General features: G+C 60.0%; 14 protein-coding genes. 7 read left to right on the top strand and 7 right to left on the bottom strand.

Annotation, left to right across the window (positions count from 1 at the left end; translation table 11 throughout):
• From ACP6KB_RS09545 to ACP6KB_RS09515, 7 genes are all read right to left on the bottom strand, one after another.
• Positions 1–3,483, bottom strand: coding sequence for a T6SS effector BTH_I2691 family protein (locus ACP6KB_RS09545; protein ID WP_442113482.1), 3,483 nt, complete (start codon positions 3,481–3,483; stop codon positions 1–3).
• Positions 3,480–4,361 carry a DUF4123 domain-containing protein gene (locus ACP6KB_RS09540; protein WP_442113481.1) on the bottom strand — a complete coding sequence of 294 codons (882 nt, stop codon included), beginning with the start codon at positions 4,359–4,361 and terminating at the stop codon, positions 3,480–3,482. The genes ACP6KB_RS09545 and ACP6KB_RS09540 overlap by 4 nt, the downstream gene beginning before the upstream one ends.
• Positions 4,358–6,376: a type VI secretion system Vgr family protein gene (locus tag ACP6KB_RS09535; RefSeq protein ID WP_442113480.1), complete on the bottom strand. Its 2,019-nt coding sequence runs from the start codon at positions 6,374–6,376 to the stop codon at positions 4,358–4,360. The genes ACP6KB_RS09540 and ACP6KB_RS09535 overlap by 4 nt, the downstream gene beginning before the upstream one ends.
• A gap of 215 nt (positions 6,377–6,591) precedes the next feature.
• Positions 6,592–7,671, bottom strand: a complete 1,080-nt coding sequence (locus tag ACP6KB_RS09530; RefSeq protein ID WP_442113479.1) for a DUF1615 domain-containing protein — start codon at positions 7,669–7,671, stop codon at positions 6,592–6,594.
• A 17-nt stretch (positions 7,672–7,688) separates the two neighbouring features.
• Positions 7,689–8,240 carry a hydrolase gene (locus ACP6KB_RS09525; RefSeq protein ID WP_442113478.1) on the bottom strand — a complete coding sequence of 184 codons (552 nt, stop codon included), beginning with the start codon at positions 8,238–8,240 and terminating at the stop codon, positions 7,689–7,691.
• A 68-nt stretch (positions 8,241–8,308) separates the two neighbouring features.
• Positions 8,309–9,028, bottom strand: a complete 720-nt coding sequence (locus tag ACP6KB_RS09520) for a thioesterase II family protein (RefSeq protein WP_442113477.1) — start codon at positions 9,026–9,028, stop codon at positions 8,309–8,311.
• 10 nt (positions 9,029–9,038) lie between these two features.
• Positions 9,039–9,263: an MbtH family protein gene (locus ACP6KB_RS09515; protein ID WP_442113476.1), complete on the bottom strand. Its 225-nt coding sequence runs from the start codon at positions 9,261–9,263 to the stop codon at positions 9,039–9,041.
• A 185-nt stretch (positions 9,264–9,448) separates the two neighbouring features.
• Between ACP6KB_RS09515 and ACP6KB_RS09510 the strand changes: the two genes are divergently transcribed.
• The 7 genes from ACP6KB_RS09510 to ACP6KB_RS09480 all read left to right on the top strand — a co-directional run bounded on the left by ACP6KB_RS09510 (position 9,449) and on the right by ACP6KB_RS09480 (position 14,911).
• A complete protein-coding gene (locus ACP6KB_RS09510) occupies positions 9,449–10,003 on the top strand; it encodes a UPF0149 family protein (protein WP_442113475.1) in 555 nt (184 codons plus the stop codon).
• A gap of 190 nt (positions 10,004–10,193) precedes the next feature.
• Positions 10,194–10,697, top strand: a complete 504-nt coding sequence (locus ACP6KB_RS09505) for a hypothetical protein (RefSeq protein WP_442113474.1) — start codon at positions 10,194–10,196, stop codon at positions 10,695–10,697.
• Between the two features lie 14 nt (positions 10,698–10,711).
• Complete coding sequence (locus ACP6KB_RS09500) at positions 10,712–11,713, top strand: hypothetical protein (RefSeq protein WP_442113473.1); 1,002 nt, start codon at positions 10,712–10,714, stop codon at positions 11,711–11,713.
• Between the two features lie 173 nt (positions 11,714–11,886).
• Positions 11,887–12,276, top strand: a complete 390-nt coding sequence (locus ACP6KB_RS09495; RefSeq protein WP_442113472.1) for a hypothetical protein — start codon at positions 11,887–11,889, stop codon at positions 12,274–12,276.
• A gap of 103 nt (positions 12,277–12,379) precedes the next feature.
• Positions 12,380–13,786, top strand: coding sequence for a DUF2252 domain-containing protein (locus ACP6KB_RS09490; protein ID WP_442113471.1), 1,407 nt, complete (start codon positions 12,380–12,382; stop codon positions 13,784–13,786).
• Between the two features lie 124 nt (positions 13,787–13,910).
• Positions 13,911–14,720 carry a DUF2092 domain-containing protein gene (locus ACP6KB_RS09485; protein ID WP_442113470.1) on the top strand — a complete coding sequence of 270 codons (810 nt, stop codon included), beginning with the start codon at positions 13,911–13,913 and terminating at the stop codon, positions 14,718–14,720.
• On the top strand, positions 14,717–14,911 hold the full coding sequence (locus ACP6KB_RS09480) for a hypothetical protein (protein WP_442113469.1): 195 nt from the start codon (positions 14,717–14,719) through the stop codon (positions 14,909–14,911). The genes ACP6KB_RS09485 and ACP6KB_RS09480 overlap by 4 nt, the downstream gene beginning before the upstream one ends.
• Positions 14,912–14,931 lie beyond the last annotated feature (20 nt).

Below are 14,931 nucleotides of genomic sequence, written 5' to 3'. Positions count from 1 at the left end.
TCAACCACCACTTGAGTTAGGGACTACCAGCTTCGTTAATTTGCTGGACTGACTATAAATCACAACAGAATCTTTTTCCCGCAGTTCCCCGCTTACGGCAGACTTGACTCGGTCTGCTTCACTCGCCGCCCATTTCAGTGCCAACCGGAACATGTAACTGTGGCCGCTTGAGCCCTGCCACACACCGGACGGGTATTTAACCTCCATCTCGAGAAGCGGATTATCCGTCGGATCATTGATCCAAACTTGCCATAGGCGGTGTTGATCCTGCGGGGTGTAAGTGAAGTCGGATAAGCTCAGGCTGTTGCCCGGAACACTGGGCAACTCTCCCAGTAGCTTCGGATCGACCCAATGGCCATTTAGAAACTGATCGTAAAACCTGTTGTGCTCGAAGTCCGTGAGGTTTTCTTCCAACGTCCACCGGTTCACGACCGTCGGTTGTAGGGTCAACTCTTTACCGGCCAACGCTGTCGGCACTTGAATCTGCACCCAGAAGCCCAGCCACCTCCTGAGGGCACGCTCACCGTCTTTATAAAAGGCTCTTCCCACTACCGTCGGGCGTTGCAAGGTTTCCAGCAACGCGTGCATCTGCTTGAGATGATTGCCGTCACCCCGCCATTCTGGGATTGACCCACGCCCCCAACTGCAACGGTACAGCCACAAACGCAGGCCCTCGCGCTTGAAACGGTTGGCGGCCATTGAGACCAGAAAATAGGCAATACCCAGCAGCGCAATAATGATCGTCACTGGCGTCGACATTACCCAGGAGAAACTCAACCAATAGCCGAGGCCTGCACCGATTAATTGGCCCGTGGAAACAAGCCCCATTCCTTTAACAATGCGAAGCTTCCATGTGAGCAATTTTTCCTCTTCCTCACTGGTGGCTCTGCCAATGTCTTCGGAGATCTGCCACGCCTCAAGACCCGCCGCAACAGCCCCCAGCGCAGCCCACGTCACCGTGCGTAAAATCAGACCTTTCGACACCGTAGCAAATTCGTTTGCCGTCGCAGCTTGGGCGCTCCCTGCGGAGGCAGCTTTGTACTTTGCAAGCCATGCCGAGTAGCTTGCCTGGGCAACTTTCCGCGTTTCATCGCTCAACTTCCCAACCATCCCCCCCGCCCGACTCCAAGCCGGCCCAACCCACAACGCCGCCAGCGCATTCCCCGCATACGCCGCATTCGCCCCCATCACGCGCCATTCATCCGCAGTGAACTGCCCGTCGTTTTGCGCCTGTTGGGCACTGCTCCACAGGTTCCACGCGTTCAGGCCCACCAGCACCGTCGGCAGGGCACTGCCGAGGTTCTGCGCCATCCAGGTTTTGGTCCGCGTCAGGTATTCACGCGTGCCCAGCAGTTTCAGTTGTGCCGTCACTTCGTTCTGGCCGAGGTTTTCGAACCAGTGGTTGATTTGCCACAAGCTGACCTCCAAGCGGGTACTGCCCGAAGCTTTGGCGATGATCTGGATGGGACGTTCGAGGAACCGCGCTTGCCGCTGTTGTTCAAGGATCTGCAGCGATCGACGCGCGGCGCGCTGGTCGTGCACCCGACCGGGAGTGTGCAGCACACGTTTGACGCCCGCGATCTGGTTATTCAGGGCTTGCACGTGCAGCAACCAGGCCTGGAACGCGCGTGGGTAGGCGGGGTTGAACAGCAGTTGGGTGGTGCTGGCGATTTCCGTGGAGATCAGCACCTGGGTCGCGACGAGCGCAAAGGCCGTGTGCTGTTTCATCGCCGGCAGCAGCAAGCCGCTCAGGCCGTGCCAGGCCTCGCGGGCCTGGTGGTTGGCGACCTCGATCAGGCTACTCATGGCTTCGCGGGTGACACTGCTCAGGGTCTGGTACAGCCGGCTGCTGCGCACGCTTTCGAGGTCGAACACCGCTTTCAGTTCATTGACGCGGGTGGTCATGCTGGTGGCGTCGCCTGACGAAGACGGCGTCAGCGCCCCGCTGCTGCCATCGCCTTGACGGCCCTGGTCGTCAAGGGTGCCGTAGGTGGTGAAGTTGTGCGACAGGGTGCGGATCAGGCTGGCCAGTTCCGCGTTGAAGTTGAACAGTGCCAGGCCAAACAGGGTGCTCGGGCGCTCGGCCTGCTGGCACAGCCACTGTTGCCCTTGCTGGCCATTGCCGAGCAAGGTGTAGAGCATGTGCGCGGTTTCCAGCAACTGGCGGGCCTGCTCGCGATTGCAGGTGTCGTGGTACACCGCTTCGGCGCTGGGGCTGAGGCGATTGAGCCAGGTGAGCAGGTCGGCTTCGCTGCGCTGGCAATGCGCTTGCAGTTGTTGCGCCTCGACGCGGACCTCGCTCAGGTAACGACGCAGGTCATCAAAGCGCACGTCTTCGCGCCATAAGCGCTTGGCGTTCCATTCTTCCAGGGCGGCTTGCCAATCCGCGTGGGCCGGCAGATGCCCCCAAGTCTGCTTGAAGCGGGCCTGGGCGGCGCTGACTTCCTTGGCCGCGCCCATCATCACCAGCTGTTCCTCCTCGGCCGGGACCATGTCCTTGGCGCGTTCAAGCTCGTCAAAGGTGCCCAGCAGGCGGTACAGGTCGTCGCTGTAGGCCTGGCGCTGCAGCGGGTCGTGCAGGGTCTTGGGGAAAAAGGCTTCGGTATCAAAGCCGCACAAGCGCTCGACGGCCAGGGCGCTTTCCAGGCTGGCTTGGTGCACGCTGTCGAACTGCTGCTGTTCCTGCAGGCGACCGGACAGGTTCATGCTCAGGTCGTCGATCAGGGCCAACGGGTCGTCCAGGGCGATGTACAGCGCGGTGTCCTGCTCAGGCACCCGACCGCGCACCAAGGCTTCTTCGAACGCCGGTTTGTACGGCTGGCCCGGCTCGCCGGCGGTGGTCGGCAACAGTGTGCTGGTGAAGGTTGGTGCGCTGGCGCCGAAGACGTAAATATCCGCGACGTCATTGCCCAGCTCAGTAATATCGCCGCCATGCTCGGTTTTGCCGCTGGCACAATACGCCGGCAGATCAAGCGCGCGCATCCACCGGCTTTGGGCGGCAGGGTTGCTGCGCATCAGTTCGCACATCCGCCAGGTCCATTGCACCGGCGAGTAGGCGATGCGCAACTGGCTGCGCCGCGGGTACAGCAGGTACGGCTGGGTTTCGCTCGGGTTGTGGCGGGCATCCTGATACAGCTGGACGTCGGTCCACAGGTGGCGGGTGAAACGCTCACCGCTGACCTGGTATTCATGGAAGGTCTGGTCGCTGCTGTTCCACACGTACAGCCAGCCATCGCGCAACTGGCGCAGGGTGTAGCTGCGGGTGTGCAGCGCGGGAAGTTTGCCTGTCCAGCCCTTGGGCAGCGGGTTGGGCCCTTGGTTGCTGCCTTTGCTGTGCGGTGATTCGTCCAGTGCATAGCGCACTGGGAAAATCGACACTTCGGGGTGGCGGAAGGCGCATTTGCCGATGCCCAGCGGCGCGTTGGTGAATTCCTGGTTGCGCCGGGCCTGGTTCAGTTCGGCTTCTGTTACGGCAGTATTCATTGCACGTCCTTGTTCACGGTGAGGTGCAGGCAGTCGCTATCCATTTGCTGGATATGCAGTTCCGGGGCGAGCTTCAGCGCACTGGGGGTACGCGCCAGCCATCGCTGGTAAGGCGATTGAAGGTTCTGGGCAAAGCCCTCGCCCCAACGCAGGCTGTACTCGACCCAGATCGCGAGGCTGCGCTGGCTGACCAGCCCCCAGGCCTGTGCTTCTTCCACACGCTCATCGAGCCAGCGCGACAACCGGGCGTTCTCGATGCGCGCCAGTGGCTGGGAATGACTGTGTTGGAGCCGTTGGTGCAACCGCTCTTTGAAGCGCCAGCGCGCGGCCTGATCCAGCGCCTGCATTTGTGCGTCGGCGAACCGGGCGTATTCATCCACCCATGTTGGGGACGCTGCCGAGCGTGTGAATGTCAGCCACTCAGGGGGCGCATCGAGCACCCAGGCATGTGGTGTTGGCGGCAAGTGCCAGGCTTGAATCGGGCCGAGCACAGCATCCCGCTGCGCGTCTTGATAACTGCCTAGCCAATGCCGCGCCACCAAGGGATCGGCCAAGCGCAGCAAGCCCTTGTTGCCCTGTGCATCGGCAGGTGCAATGAAACGTCGCAAATGATCGGCTACCGCGCGCAGCGGCGCCTGGCTGTACAACAGGCTGGCGTCAGCCTGCTGGCCAGCGCGTTGCCAGGTTTCGCCGATCAGCGTGGATGAATCTGCAACCGCAACCAACAATGGGCCCAGGTGCTTCAGTTCGGTCCAGCGGGTACCCAGGTACAGCGGTTCGATCTCAACCGGCTCGGCGAGGGCGTAAAGACTGGCCAGCGCATCGGCACGCAAGGCACCATCGATCAACAGGTAATTGGCTTGGGGAGCGCTAGTCACTGAGCGTTGTCCTGCGTCTTCTGTTCACAGATTTCGCACCAGGGCTCATTTCGCACCAGTGCTTTGCCCTGCGACGAGGTCTCTAGCGACGGCGGTGTCGCTAGCCCGTCAAGCTCGCCGGGCAACTTCGGTGCCGCTGCGGTGCCGATGATGGGCGCACCTCCGAGTTGAATCTCGGTGCTGCTGAAGATACCGCCGGGGCCGAGGACGATATGCTGCCCGCCGCCGCTCAGACTGAGGCCGCCCCCCGCATCGAGCACCACATCGCGGTCCGCAGTAAAGTGAACCTGTTGACCGGCTTCAATCACCAGCGTTTGCCCGACCTGGGTGTAGCTACTCTGACCGACATGCAGGTGATCGTCGGCCTTGAGTTCGACCTTGCGGTCGCCGCTCACCGTGCGCTGTTCCTCAGCTTCGAGCACTGAAATGCTGTTGCCCTTGATGGTTTCCCGCCAGTCGTTGCCGACGTCCAGGCGGCTGTCGTGCTCGATCTTTTGTTCCAGGTCGCGCTGGGCACGCAGGTAGATCAGTTCCTGGCCACTGCGGTCGTCGATCGACAATTCGTTGAAGCCGCCACTGCCGGGCGTGCTGCGGCTACGCAACACGGTCTTGGTCTTGTTGGCGGGCAAGGGATAAGGCGTTGCTGTGAGCTTATTGGCAATGCACCCGCTGATCAGCGGCTGGTCGGGGTCGCCTTCCAGGTAGGTCACCAGCACTTCCATGCCGATGCGCGGCACAGTGACCGCGCCATAACCCGCGCCCGCCCAACCCGACGCCACCCGCAGCCAGCAACTGCTCTTGTCGCTGTTCAACTCGGCGCGGTCCCAGTGCAGCTCGACCTTCACCCGGCCGTACTCGTCGCAATAGATTTCTTCACCCTCGGGCCCGGTCACCCGGGCGGTCTGGGCGACCAGTTGTGCCGGGCGCTTGACCAGTGGTGGGCGGTAGAACACATCCCAGGGGATGACATTGAAGCGATTGCGGTAGCCCTGGCTGAAGCCGTCTTTGCTCGGCGGGCTATCGATGCTGGCCGACTCCTCCAGCACCTGGGGCTGCTTGCCTTCATGGCTGACGCTGAGCAACAGCCAGAGGTTGTTGCAGGCCTTGCGCGGATGCTCGGTAAGGTCGAAAAAGTGACCGCTGCGCAGTTGCGCTTGGTCGCTGCTGCCTTCGCCCGACGCGTAGTCGACACGGTGCCGTTCCAGGGCCAGGCGGGCAAGCTGTTTGCTGCGTTCTTCGGTTTCGTTGGGTGCTGGGTAGCGATAGTCTTCAAGGGCCGGGCCGACGTCGGCGCGGGCCTGTTTTTCCAGCAGGCGGCTGGGGCGCTCGAAGTCATAGGCGCGCTGCGTCACCGTGTTGGTGCGGCTACTGAGGCCGTGGGTGAACTGGCTGACCACCGGGTGTTCGGCGACCCTGCCGGCGCCTTGCCGGTAGGGCGTGGCGCCGAGCCTGGGGAAGAAGGTCTGGTGGTCGCTGAACACCAGGTGATGCCCCTCTGGGCTATGCAGGTGATGCCAGGCAATGCCCTCTTCGCTGCACAAGCGCAAAATAAACTGATAGTCATTTTCGAAGTATTGAGTGCAGTATTCACGTTCGCTGCAGGTGCTGACATTGAAGGTGAAGGCGTCGGCCTGAATGCCGTGGCCCTGCAGTACCTGGGTGATGATCTGCGGCACCGTCAGTTGCTGGAAGATCCGCGGGGTGTAGCTGAGCTGCAAGTAGTGCAGCGCGGGTACGAGGGTCAGTTGATAACGGGTCAGGCGAGTGCCAGACTCGCCGGCCAGGACATCTTCGATGTGGCCGTGGAGGCCTTCGCCACTGGCGCCAAACTGAAGGAACGCCGGTTGGCCGAGCAGGCTCTCGAGATCGAAGTCAGGGTGCTCGCTGACCAGCTCGACCGTAATCGCATACAACTGGCTGATGGCCTCGGTGCCGTGAAAGGCCAGGACCTTGAAGTCATTACGGACGGATGGAATTGATAATTTGAAAGGCGCGCGGTTGGCCGAAATGGGCATACGTTTTTCCTTAAACGGGTGAGGAAAACAACCCGGAAAAAGTACCCAGTTCTAATTGGGAAAGATGTCAGACGCTTCCGAAAATGCGTCCGTATTCACCTAAGGTGGTGGGAACAACTGTCTTCTTGTGGGGGGCTTGTTGTGGGAGCGGGCTCGCCCCGCGATGCGGTGTGTCCGATAAACCGCAATCGCGGGGCAAGCCCGCTCCTACAGCCCTACCGTTTCATGCAGCGCTGATATCGCTCATCAACGCGGTTGGCAAACCAGGCCGTGGTCAGTTTGCGGGTGATCTTCGGGCTTTTCAGCTCGATCCCCGGCAATTGCGCACGGGGCAACGGCTTGCCCCGCTTGCCTTCCGCCAGGGCATAGACGCCGCTGTACAACTTGGTGTCTTCGAATTCCAGGCTGTCACCCTTCTCCAGCTGGTCGCGAATGCTCGGGTTACGCAGGCCTAGCGTTTCACCCAGTCGCCGCGCGGCTTTCTCGGTGTTGCCCGGCAGGATCGCCCCCGGCGCGATCAAGTCGCCATCCAGCGCCAACTGCACCCCACTGGCCCGGCTCAAGGCACTCTGGAACGCGGCATTGCGGCTGGCATACCAGCCTGCGTTGAAATCGGCGAAGCGGTACAACTGGCGCTCGTAATGACTGGGGTAACCCAGCAAGTGAGCGATGCCGAAGTACATGCCGCCACGGCGGCTGAACACTTCCTGGCGAATCGTGCCTTGATGGCTATAGGGATAGTCACGGGCGTTGCGCTCGGCAAAGGCGATGCTGACCTGCATCGGCCCGCCGGTACGTACCGGGTTGAGGTCGCCGAGCAAGGTGCGGCCCATCGGCACACTGCCGATCAGGTCATCGAAAATCGCACTGAGCTGCTTTTCACTGCGCACCGCCGCCAGCCGTTCACTGTAAGTTTTGCCGTTCGGTGAGCGGGTCTGCAGGGCGCCATTTACCAGCATCTGGGGAATGTGCAGGCTGGCAGCCCGGCGGTCGATCTCCTGGCGGGCGATACGACCCAGGCCGGGCACCTGCGGGTCGGCCTGAAAGGTCGACTCCTGCTCGGTCACGGCCAGCACGGCGCACAGGTTGGAGCGGCTCGGGGTGATCTTCTGCGCGGTGAAGGCGGTCTGGATGTCCCGCGCCCAGCCTTCACGGTCTTTGGTGGCGGCAGGCAACAAGCGCAGGATCTGCGCCTGCACCTTGGCCGGATCGGTTTCTGGTGCCTCGCGCTGCGTCACGCAGCCTTGTACCGTCAACAGCACGGCGACGCCCAGCAGCAAACCTCTGACGTGCATGTAATACCCTCGGCGGTTCAGGGTTGTTCGCCAACCATGTAGGTCTTGCTGATGTGCCGAAATTGTTCGTGGCTCGAGATTTCCATCAGCTCGAACACCACCATTTCGCGGGTAACGATCTGCGCGCCAGCGTCACGCATCCGCGCAATGCCTGCGGCCTGGTTGTGAGCACCGCGGCAATCACAGGCATCTTCGACCACGAATACCTGCTTACCCAATTCGCGCAGGCCGAGCACGGTTTGCAACACACAGATATGGGTTTCCATCCCACAGACGATCACCTGTTCACGGGCCAGCAAGGACGCCGGCAGGCACTCGGCGCTGACGCAGGAAAAGTGCAGTTTCTCCACGATCCGGGCATCGGGCGATGCCTCCTTGAGCGCCGCGACTGTCGGGCCGAGACCTTTGGGGTATTGCTCGGAAATCACCGTCGGCAGCCCCAGCTCAGCGGTGGCAGCCATCAGCCAGCGAGTGCGCGCCAGCGTGCCGGCCGGGTCGCTGACGGCACCAATGAGTTTTTCCTGTACATCGATGACCAGCAAGCTGGCCTGGTTCGCCTTGATCAACATTCCCTGCACCTGCGTCGTGATTGAGCCACCAAGGCTCGCCCAGCGCTGGCGGTCACGTCAAGACAGGATCAGGCCGACATTCGATGGGGCTCCAGTGCGGCACTGAGCACACCGAGCACGCGCGCTTCATGTTCATGGAGGAAGAAGTGACCGCCGGGAAAGGTCTCCAGGGAAAAATCACCCAGCGTCTCGCGGCGCCAGGCCAGCAACTGCGTCTCTGTGGCACGATCCTCTTCGCCGCTCAACACATGCAGCGGGCAATGCAAGGCCGGGCGTTGGCGATAGGCATAACGGCCGCACAGCAGAAAATCGGCACGCAGTACCGGCAAGGTCAGGCTCATCAGTTCCTGATTGGCCAGGACCTCTTCCGGGGTGCCTTTGAGCCTGCGCAACTCCTCGATCAGCGCGGCGTCACTTCTTGGCTCGCGCCACAGCTCACCGTCGTAGTCTTCGCGGCGTGTCGGCGCCGCCGTGCCGCAGGCAAATAGCGCCAGTGGCGACGGGCAGCCCAACGCCTGCAGCTCATGGGCCAGCTCAAACGCCACGAGTGCTCCAAGGCTGTGGCCGAGCAAGGCATACGGCTGGTGGGCAGCCAGACGCTGCTCACTGGCCAACTGCCGGGCCAAGGCGTGCATATCGGTGTGCAGCGGCTCGCCCAGGCGCGCACCACGCCCGGGCAACTCCACAGGGCGCACGTTGATCCACGCCGGTAACGTGCGGCGCCAGCGGCTGTAGACCATGGCGCTGGCGCCCGAATACGGCAGGCACAACAAGGTCAGTGACGACACCCCGCGGCCCTCAGTGCGATGCTGCGGTTTCGGCCATTTTCTGGCGCAGGCTCAGCGGGCGCATGTCGGTCCAGACTTCGTCGATGTAAGCCAGGCATTCCTTCTTCAGGCCACGCTTGCCAACGGTGCGCCAGCCGGCCGGTACTGCCTTATAGTCAGGCCAGATGGAATACTGTTCTTCGTGGTTGACCACTACCTGGAACACGATGTCGTCGCGATCGAATACGGATGTCATTGCCTGTCTCCTGAATTGAATGGGCCCGCGGCACAGCGTGCGTACGGTGGCTACCCAAGAGAACGAATGAGGCTGACAGAAAATTAAACTTCCACTGGCAACGCGCACCGAGCACTGGAAAAATCTGCTGCAAAGGGCCATCCTCCCCGCCTTTTTGCCCGCCTACCCCGCCAAGGAGCCCCTCCATGCCCATCGCCCCCCTCACCGCCAGCGAGCTGACGTTCATCGACGACACCCTGCTCAAGTACGGCGACGACCACTCGGTGCTCAACATGTCTGAGCTGGATGGCTTCTGCACGGCACTGGTTTCGGGCCCCGCGCAGCTCGATATCAGCGAGTGGTTCCCGGCCATCTGGGGCGGCCAGACGCCACAATGGGAAAGCCCCGAAGAATGCCGGCAATTCATCGACCTGAGCATCAAGCACCTCAACAACCTGGCCAGCCAACTGGCCAATGACTCTGGCGCCTTCAGTGCGCGCTTCGACCAGACCGAACACAACGGCCAACCGCTGACCCTGGCCGAGGAATGGTGCTTTGGCTATGTGCGTGGTGTGTCGATCAGCAACTGGCCGCAGTTGCCCGAAGGCCTGGCCCTGCAACTGCAGAAAATCACCGACTGCGCCGAGCAGGACAATTTCGAACTGCCGGTAGATCTGGATGTGGTGTTGCACCGTCAACGTGTGGCGGCGATCGAGCCGGCTGCGCGGGCGTTGCATGACTACTGGGCCGTGCAGCGATAAACGCTGAAACTTTACCTATTACATCAATAACAATTCAATCTAGCCAAAACAGCCCGTCTGATCATTGACGGGCTGCCTCTGGCTTGACTTCCACTCCCTTCATGCTTGCCTTAAATACAAGCACCAAGGGCAGTCTGCCATTATCTGTCCATTCAAATACTCATAATGTCCGAGACAAATGGGTGTTGCGATGACGATCAAATATTCCTTTACCCGTTACGACACCATCAGAATCCAGTGCAATGGCGAAACACTCGAGGTGCCCCTTCCACCAAAGGTGACTGACGTCATTACCTCTCCGGGCGCAAACGGATCGGTTAGCCAGCAAATGGGCGGAGACAAAACGTCTGATATTGGTCGCCCACGGGTACGCCCCTCTGTTATCGGGATCTTCACCGTCAATGATCTGGACGAAGATGACTTACCTGAGCTATTCGATTGCAGCAACATGGATACACAAGCCGTTGTCGCGCTCAGTGACATAGCCAATATGTCAAAAAGCAACCTTGAGCAGATCTTGGCCAATGAACAGTACCGGTTAACCGGCGGCCACAACCAACCCTATGTTCTTGACATCGGCATTGATCGAAACGCCTTGCAACTTCCAGAACAACTGGAAACGCTTCAGGAAGCACTTAGAGATCAGCAAAACGGTTTGACTGGCATCCGCTTGCTGCAAATGCCCTCAGAGTAATCCGAAGGTTTCCTATGGCCACCGCAGACGCCTATATCACGGCTAAAGCCAACCTGCGTGATAACGTCAAGACGTTGATCCTGGTGTTTGGCAGCATTGCCGGTGTGATGATGGCGGGGACGCCGTTCTCAGGCTATGGAGCACTCGCGGTGTTTTCCACACAATGGTGGGTCGCTTCCATCAGCCTGCTCCTGACTATCACCCTTGTTGCTATTGCCTTACGCCTGTTATTACGGTCCCTGCAGCCGGATCTTTCTTACCCTGAAGCGCTACACCAGAACTTCAACCTGGATGGCCAGGAACGATATACACGCCGTGAACTCTCGGCGCTCAGAAAAGAATTCGAAAGGTACAAGCATCAGCTACTACCTGCGGGTATCAATACCCTTGAAGAACTGGAGTCACGCGCGGACGACGCCTGGGAGCTCTATCAACGAACTGGGGAGGAGAAAGACAAAGAGGCGTACTACATTCGCCATGAGATCCTGACAGATATCGGTAACTGGTCTGCCTTCACCCGCCTGCACTTCCGAATTCGTACCACCATCAATATGGTGTTACTGATCGGGCTTTTTACCCTGGTGAGCATTGCCGTATTTTCATCCGCAGTAAACGCCCCACAACGGCCATCAGAATTTGCAACTGAAGGCACTATCCCCGCTCTGCGCCCCTCTACGCTAACCCCGGTTAGCCTGGAGGCCGACATGTCTGGCCTGACGAACGAAGCGCTGGCTGTCATTGCCAGCACGCTGGAAAAACTTCGGGCAGATCCCACGGCTGGGGTATTGATTTTTGGTGTCTTGGATAATTCAGCGGCGTCTGCGCGCAAACGTGACCTTGTAAACTACCGAGCCCACGAAGTTCGCCAGCTATTGAGCCGGTTGGGAGGTGTTAGCGATCAGCGTGTGTTCGTTATCGAACTGCCGAAATCTGACACTCACCGACCTCTGCAAGAGGACAGTTCTACTGAGCCGGCTGTACAAATCGTTTTGCTCCCCCTTTTACATGCACCGTAGTTACTCAGCCCGTGAACAACGATCCGCACTTGCGTTGCGGGAAAATGCCTGTGCTTGGTCTACCCTGCAATCTGGCGTCGACAGTATCTGTGTGTACTCAGCGCTGGACACCAATAGTGGCCAATTAGTAGCATCCGCTACCCCCTACAAAAACAAACAGCCAGGGAGGCTGTATGAGCCGTATTGTCCATCGCCCGATCCACCTCGAACTGCGCCCGACGCTCACCTGGATCGACACCTGGCAGGGCCCGGACAACGGTCTGATCCGCTGCTGGGAAATTGGTCGCGAACGTGCACTGAAGCACCCCGAAATCGCCCAACGCTGCCTTGCCGGCGAGTTGCCGGTACTGGGTTGGAAAGGTGGTGTAGAACGGACCTTGAAGAAGCGGGAAAAATTCGGCTCACTCAAATACCTTGCGCAGTGGCAAGGCTTGCGCGGTGAAGACCTGCAGATCGACACTACGGCAGAGCTGACCCTCAACTGCAGCCGTACCGGAATGGTCGTGACCTTTACCCCGGACCAGAGCAAGTACTACAACTTGCAGTTGGATATTGACGAATAGCCGGTAGGAGCGGGCTTGCCCCGCGATTGCGGTTTATCAGACACACCGCAATCGCGGGGCAAGCCCGCTCCTACCGGGTGAACAGCCTCGGCGGAGTGTCCTGATGACCACGCTCAACGATCGTTTCAGGCAAGGCAAGGCGGCGCGTAAGAAGTGCCCACGCAGCGCTCAGGCGGCGCTGGGCAAGGTCAAGCGCAATCCGATCCCGCTGATCAAGGCGTCAAGTGAGGGCCGCGTCGAGTCGCTGGTCGCCTTGCGCTACGGGCGCATGCTGGTGTCGCCGTTCACCTTCTACCGCGGCAATGCCTTGCTGCAGGCGCACGACCTTTCAACCACAACGAACATGGGCCTGGTGTCGCCAATCTGTGGCGATTGCCACCTGATGAACTTTGGCGGTTTCGCCACTCCGGAGCGCAACCTGCTGTTCAGCGTCAATGACTTTGACGAAACCCATCCCGGCCCCTGGGAGTGGGATCTGAAACGCCTGGTGGCGAGTTTTCTGGTGGCTGCCCGCGACCTGCGTCATAGCGCTTCAGTGGCAGAGACCGTTTGCCGCCAGGTGGTACGCACCTATCAGGACGCGCTTTTGGAATGCGCCGAACAAAGCGCGCTGGACACCTGGTACGACGCCATCGACTTCGATGTTTTACGCAGCCAGGCAAGCAAAAGTGCGCTCGAGCATGTAGACCGCGCCATTGCCAAAGCCGAACGACGCAACCATGCCGAACTGCTGCCGAAAATCACCGACCGCGACGCCAAGGGTCGCCTGATCATTCGCGACGATTTGCCAGAGATTTTCCATCTGCATGGCAGCAGCACGCTGCTCGACATCGATGATGACTGGCTGCGTTTGCCAGACTGGCGCAAGTACCTGAACAAATGTTTGCGTGAGTATCGAACCACGTTGCAGGCTGACCGCCGCGAGCTGTTCTCACGCTTTCACATCCATGACCTGGCCTTCAAAGTGGTGGGTGTCGGCAGTGTCGGTACCCGCTGCCTGGTCGGCCTGTTCACCGACGATCAGCAAGCGCCGCTGTTTCTGCAGTTCAAGGAAGCGCGCCGCTCGGTGATCGCCAACTACCTAGACACCCGCTTACGGGTCAAGCATCAAGGCCAGCGGGTCGTTGAAGGGCAACGCTTGATGCAGGCGGCCAGCGATCTGTTCCTTGGCTGGACCACCGGCCCGAGCGGTCGTCACTTCTACGTACGCCAATTGCGCGACATGAAGATTTCGGCCGAACTGGAAGTGTTCGACGACCAGACCTTTTGCGACTACGCCAGAGCCTGCGGGCGCGCCCTGGCGCATGCCCACGCCAAAGCTTCAGGCTGCGCCCCGTATATCAGTGGTTACATCGGTAAGAGCGATGCCCTGGCCGATGCGCTGTACCAATACGCCCAAGGCTACGCCAAGCAGAACGAAGACGACTTCGAACGCTTCCAGCTAGCCTGTCGCACGGGGCGTTTGCAGGCGCGCACTGAAGCCGATTTCGCGGCGGATCATCACCCGTAGCTATCAGCAGAATCCTGACCAGGCGACGCTCGCGCATCCTCAGATGAGCGGTCGGAGAATAAGCAGCCTGGCGTTCTGGGCGAGGGCTAGAGTTACTTATCCGCAAACCCGAAGCGGTGCCCTCATGAACACCATCCTCCGACAGTACCTCAAGCCCTGTTCAGCCAAGGTGTCTGTAACAGCGGTCAGTTTGATCATCGGACTGTGCCTGTCGACTGCCACGCAGGCCGATGAGGCCTACGCGAAGCAATTGCTTAAGAACATGTCCGACTACATGTCTGCGCAAAAGAACCTATCGTTCAGCTACGACACGATTCTGGAAGTGGTGACCAAGGATCAACAGCGACTTGCCCTGGCAGGCTCCGGCGCTGTGGTGATCAGCCGGCCCGATAAAATCCGCAACTCGCGCACCAGTGGCTTTGCCGACGTCGAGATGCTGTTTGATGGCAAAACACTGACCCTGCTCGGCAAGGGCAAGAATATTTACGCACAGGTGGAGGTGCCGGGCACCCTCGACCATTTGCTCGACGTGCTGAGAGAAAAATACGACCGGCCGCTTCCCGGCGCAGACTTGTTCATGTCCAACCCGCAAGCGCAATTGATGGACGGCGTGAACAACATCAAAGACCTGGGCAGCGGTGTGATCGGTGGCGTTGAGTGCGATCACCTGGCGTTCAGAAAAAAAGAGGTGGACTGGCAAATATGGATCGCCCAAGGCGATAAGCCCTACCCGTGCCGGTACTCCATCACCTCGAAAAAAATTACCGGAAGCCCGCAGTACAGTATTCAGTTGAGTGACTGGAAAAGTGGCGATGGCGTTGCGCCCGATGATTTCGTTTTCAACAACTCGACGAACGCGAAGAAAATCGAGCTCAAAGACCTTCCCAACACCGAGGACTTGCCCAGCAATTTTGTGCGAGGAAAAGTCAAATGAACCTCTTGCTGAAATCGTGCGGTTTCCTGCTGACCGGCTTGGTGCTGATGTGCGCGCTGGAGGTGGGCCAGGCGCTGTCGATTCCGGGCGTACATAGCTTTATACCTGACGCCCAGGCGGTGGTTGGTCGCCCGCTGACACCGGTCAGCGTGGCCGGCGTCGCCAGGCGCACGGCGCGGCGGAATAACTAACGACGGGGGGCGATGTGTGC

Source organism: Pseudomonas sp. NUPR-001 (genome assembly GCF_052147955.1).
Lineage (GTDB): Bacteria > Pseudomonadota > Gammaproteobacteria > Pseudomonadales > Pseudomonadaceae > Aquipseudomonas.
This window is presented reverse-complemented; position numbering and strand designations above follow the sequence as displayed.

What these genes read in the sequence shown, in the direction of transcription:
- ACP6KB_RS09500 (WP_442113473.1), top strand. Translation starts at nt 10,712, where the DNA reads ATGGCCACCGCAGACGCCTATATCACGGCTAAAGCCAACCTGCGTGAT.
- ACP6KB_RS09545 (WP_442113482.1), bottom strand. Translation starts at nt 3,483, where the DNA reads ATGAATACTGCCGTAACAGAAGCCGAACTGAACCAGGCCCGGCGCAAC.
- ACP6KB_RS09510 (WP_442113475.1), top strand. Translation starts at nt 9,449, where the DNA reads ATGCCCATCGCCCCCCTCACCGCCAGCGAGCTGACGTTCATCGACGAC.
- ACP6KB_RS09480 (WP_442113469.1), top strand. Translation starts at nt 14,717, where the DNA reads ATGAACCTCTTGCTGAAATCGTGCGGTTTCCTGCTGACCGGCTTGGTG.
- ACP6KB_RS09535 (WP_442113480.1), bottom strand. Translation starts at nt 6,376, where the DNA reads ATGCCCATTTCGGCCAACCGCGCGCCTTTCAAATTATCAATTCCATCC.
- ACP6KB_RS09485 (WP_442113470.1), top strand. Translation starts at nt 13,911, where the DNA reads ATGAACACCATCCTCCGACAGTACCTCAAGCCCTGTTCAGCCAAGGTG.
- ACP6KB_RS09530 (WP_442113479.1), bottom strand. Translation starts at nt 7,671, where the DNA reads ATGCACGTCAGAGGTTTGCTGCTGGGCGTCGCCGTGCTGTTGACGGTA.
- ACP6KB_RS09495 (WP_442113472.1), top strand. Translation starts at nt 11,887, where the DNA reads ATGAGCCGTATTGTCCATCGCCCGATCCACCTCGAACTGCGCCCGACG.
- ACP6KB_RS09505 (WP_442113474.1), top strand. Translation starts at nt 10,194, where the DNA reads ATGACGATCAAATATTCCTTTACCCGTTACGACACCATCAGAATCCAG.
- ACP6KB_RS09525 (WP_442113478.1), bottom strand. Translation starts at nt 8,240, where the DNA reads ATGTTGATCAAGGCGAACCAGGCCAGCTTGCTGGTCATCGATGTACAG.
- ACP6KB_RS09515 (WP_442113476.1), bottom strand. Translation starts at nt 9,263, where the DNA reads ATGACATCCGTATTCGATCGCGACGACATCGTGTTCCAGGTAGTGGTC.
- ACP6KB_RS09490 (WP_442113471.1), top strand. Translation starts at nt 12,380, where the DNA reads ATGACCACGCTCAACGATCGTTTCAGGCAAGGCAAGGCGGCGCGTAAG.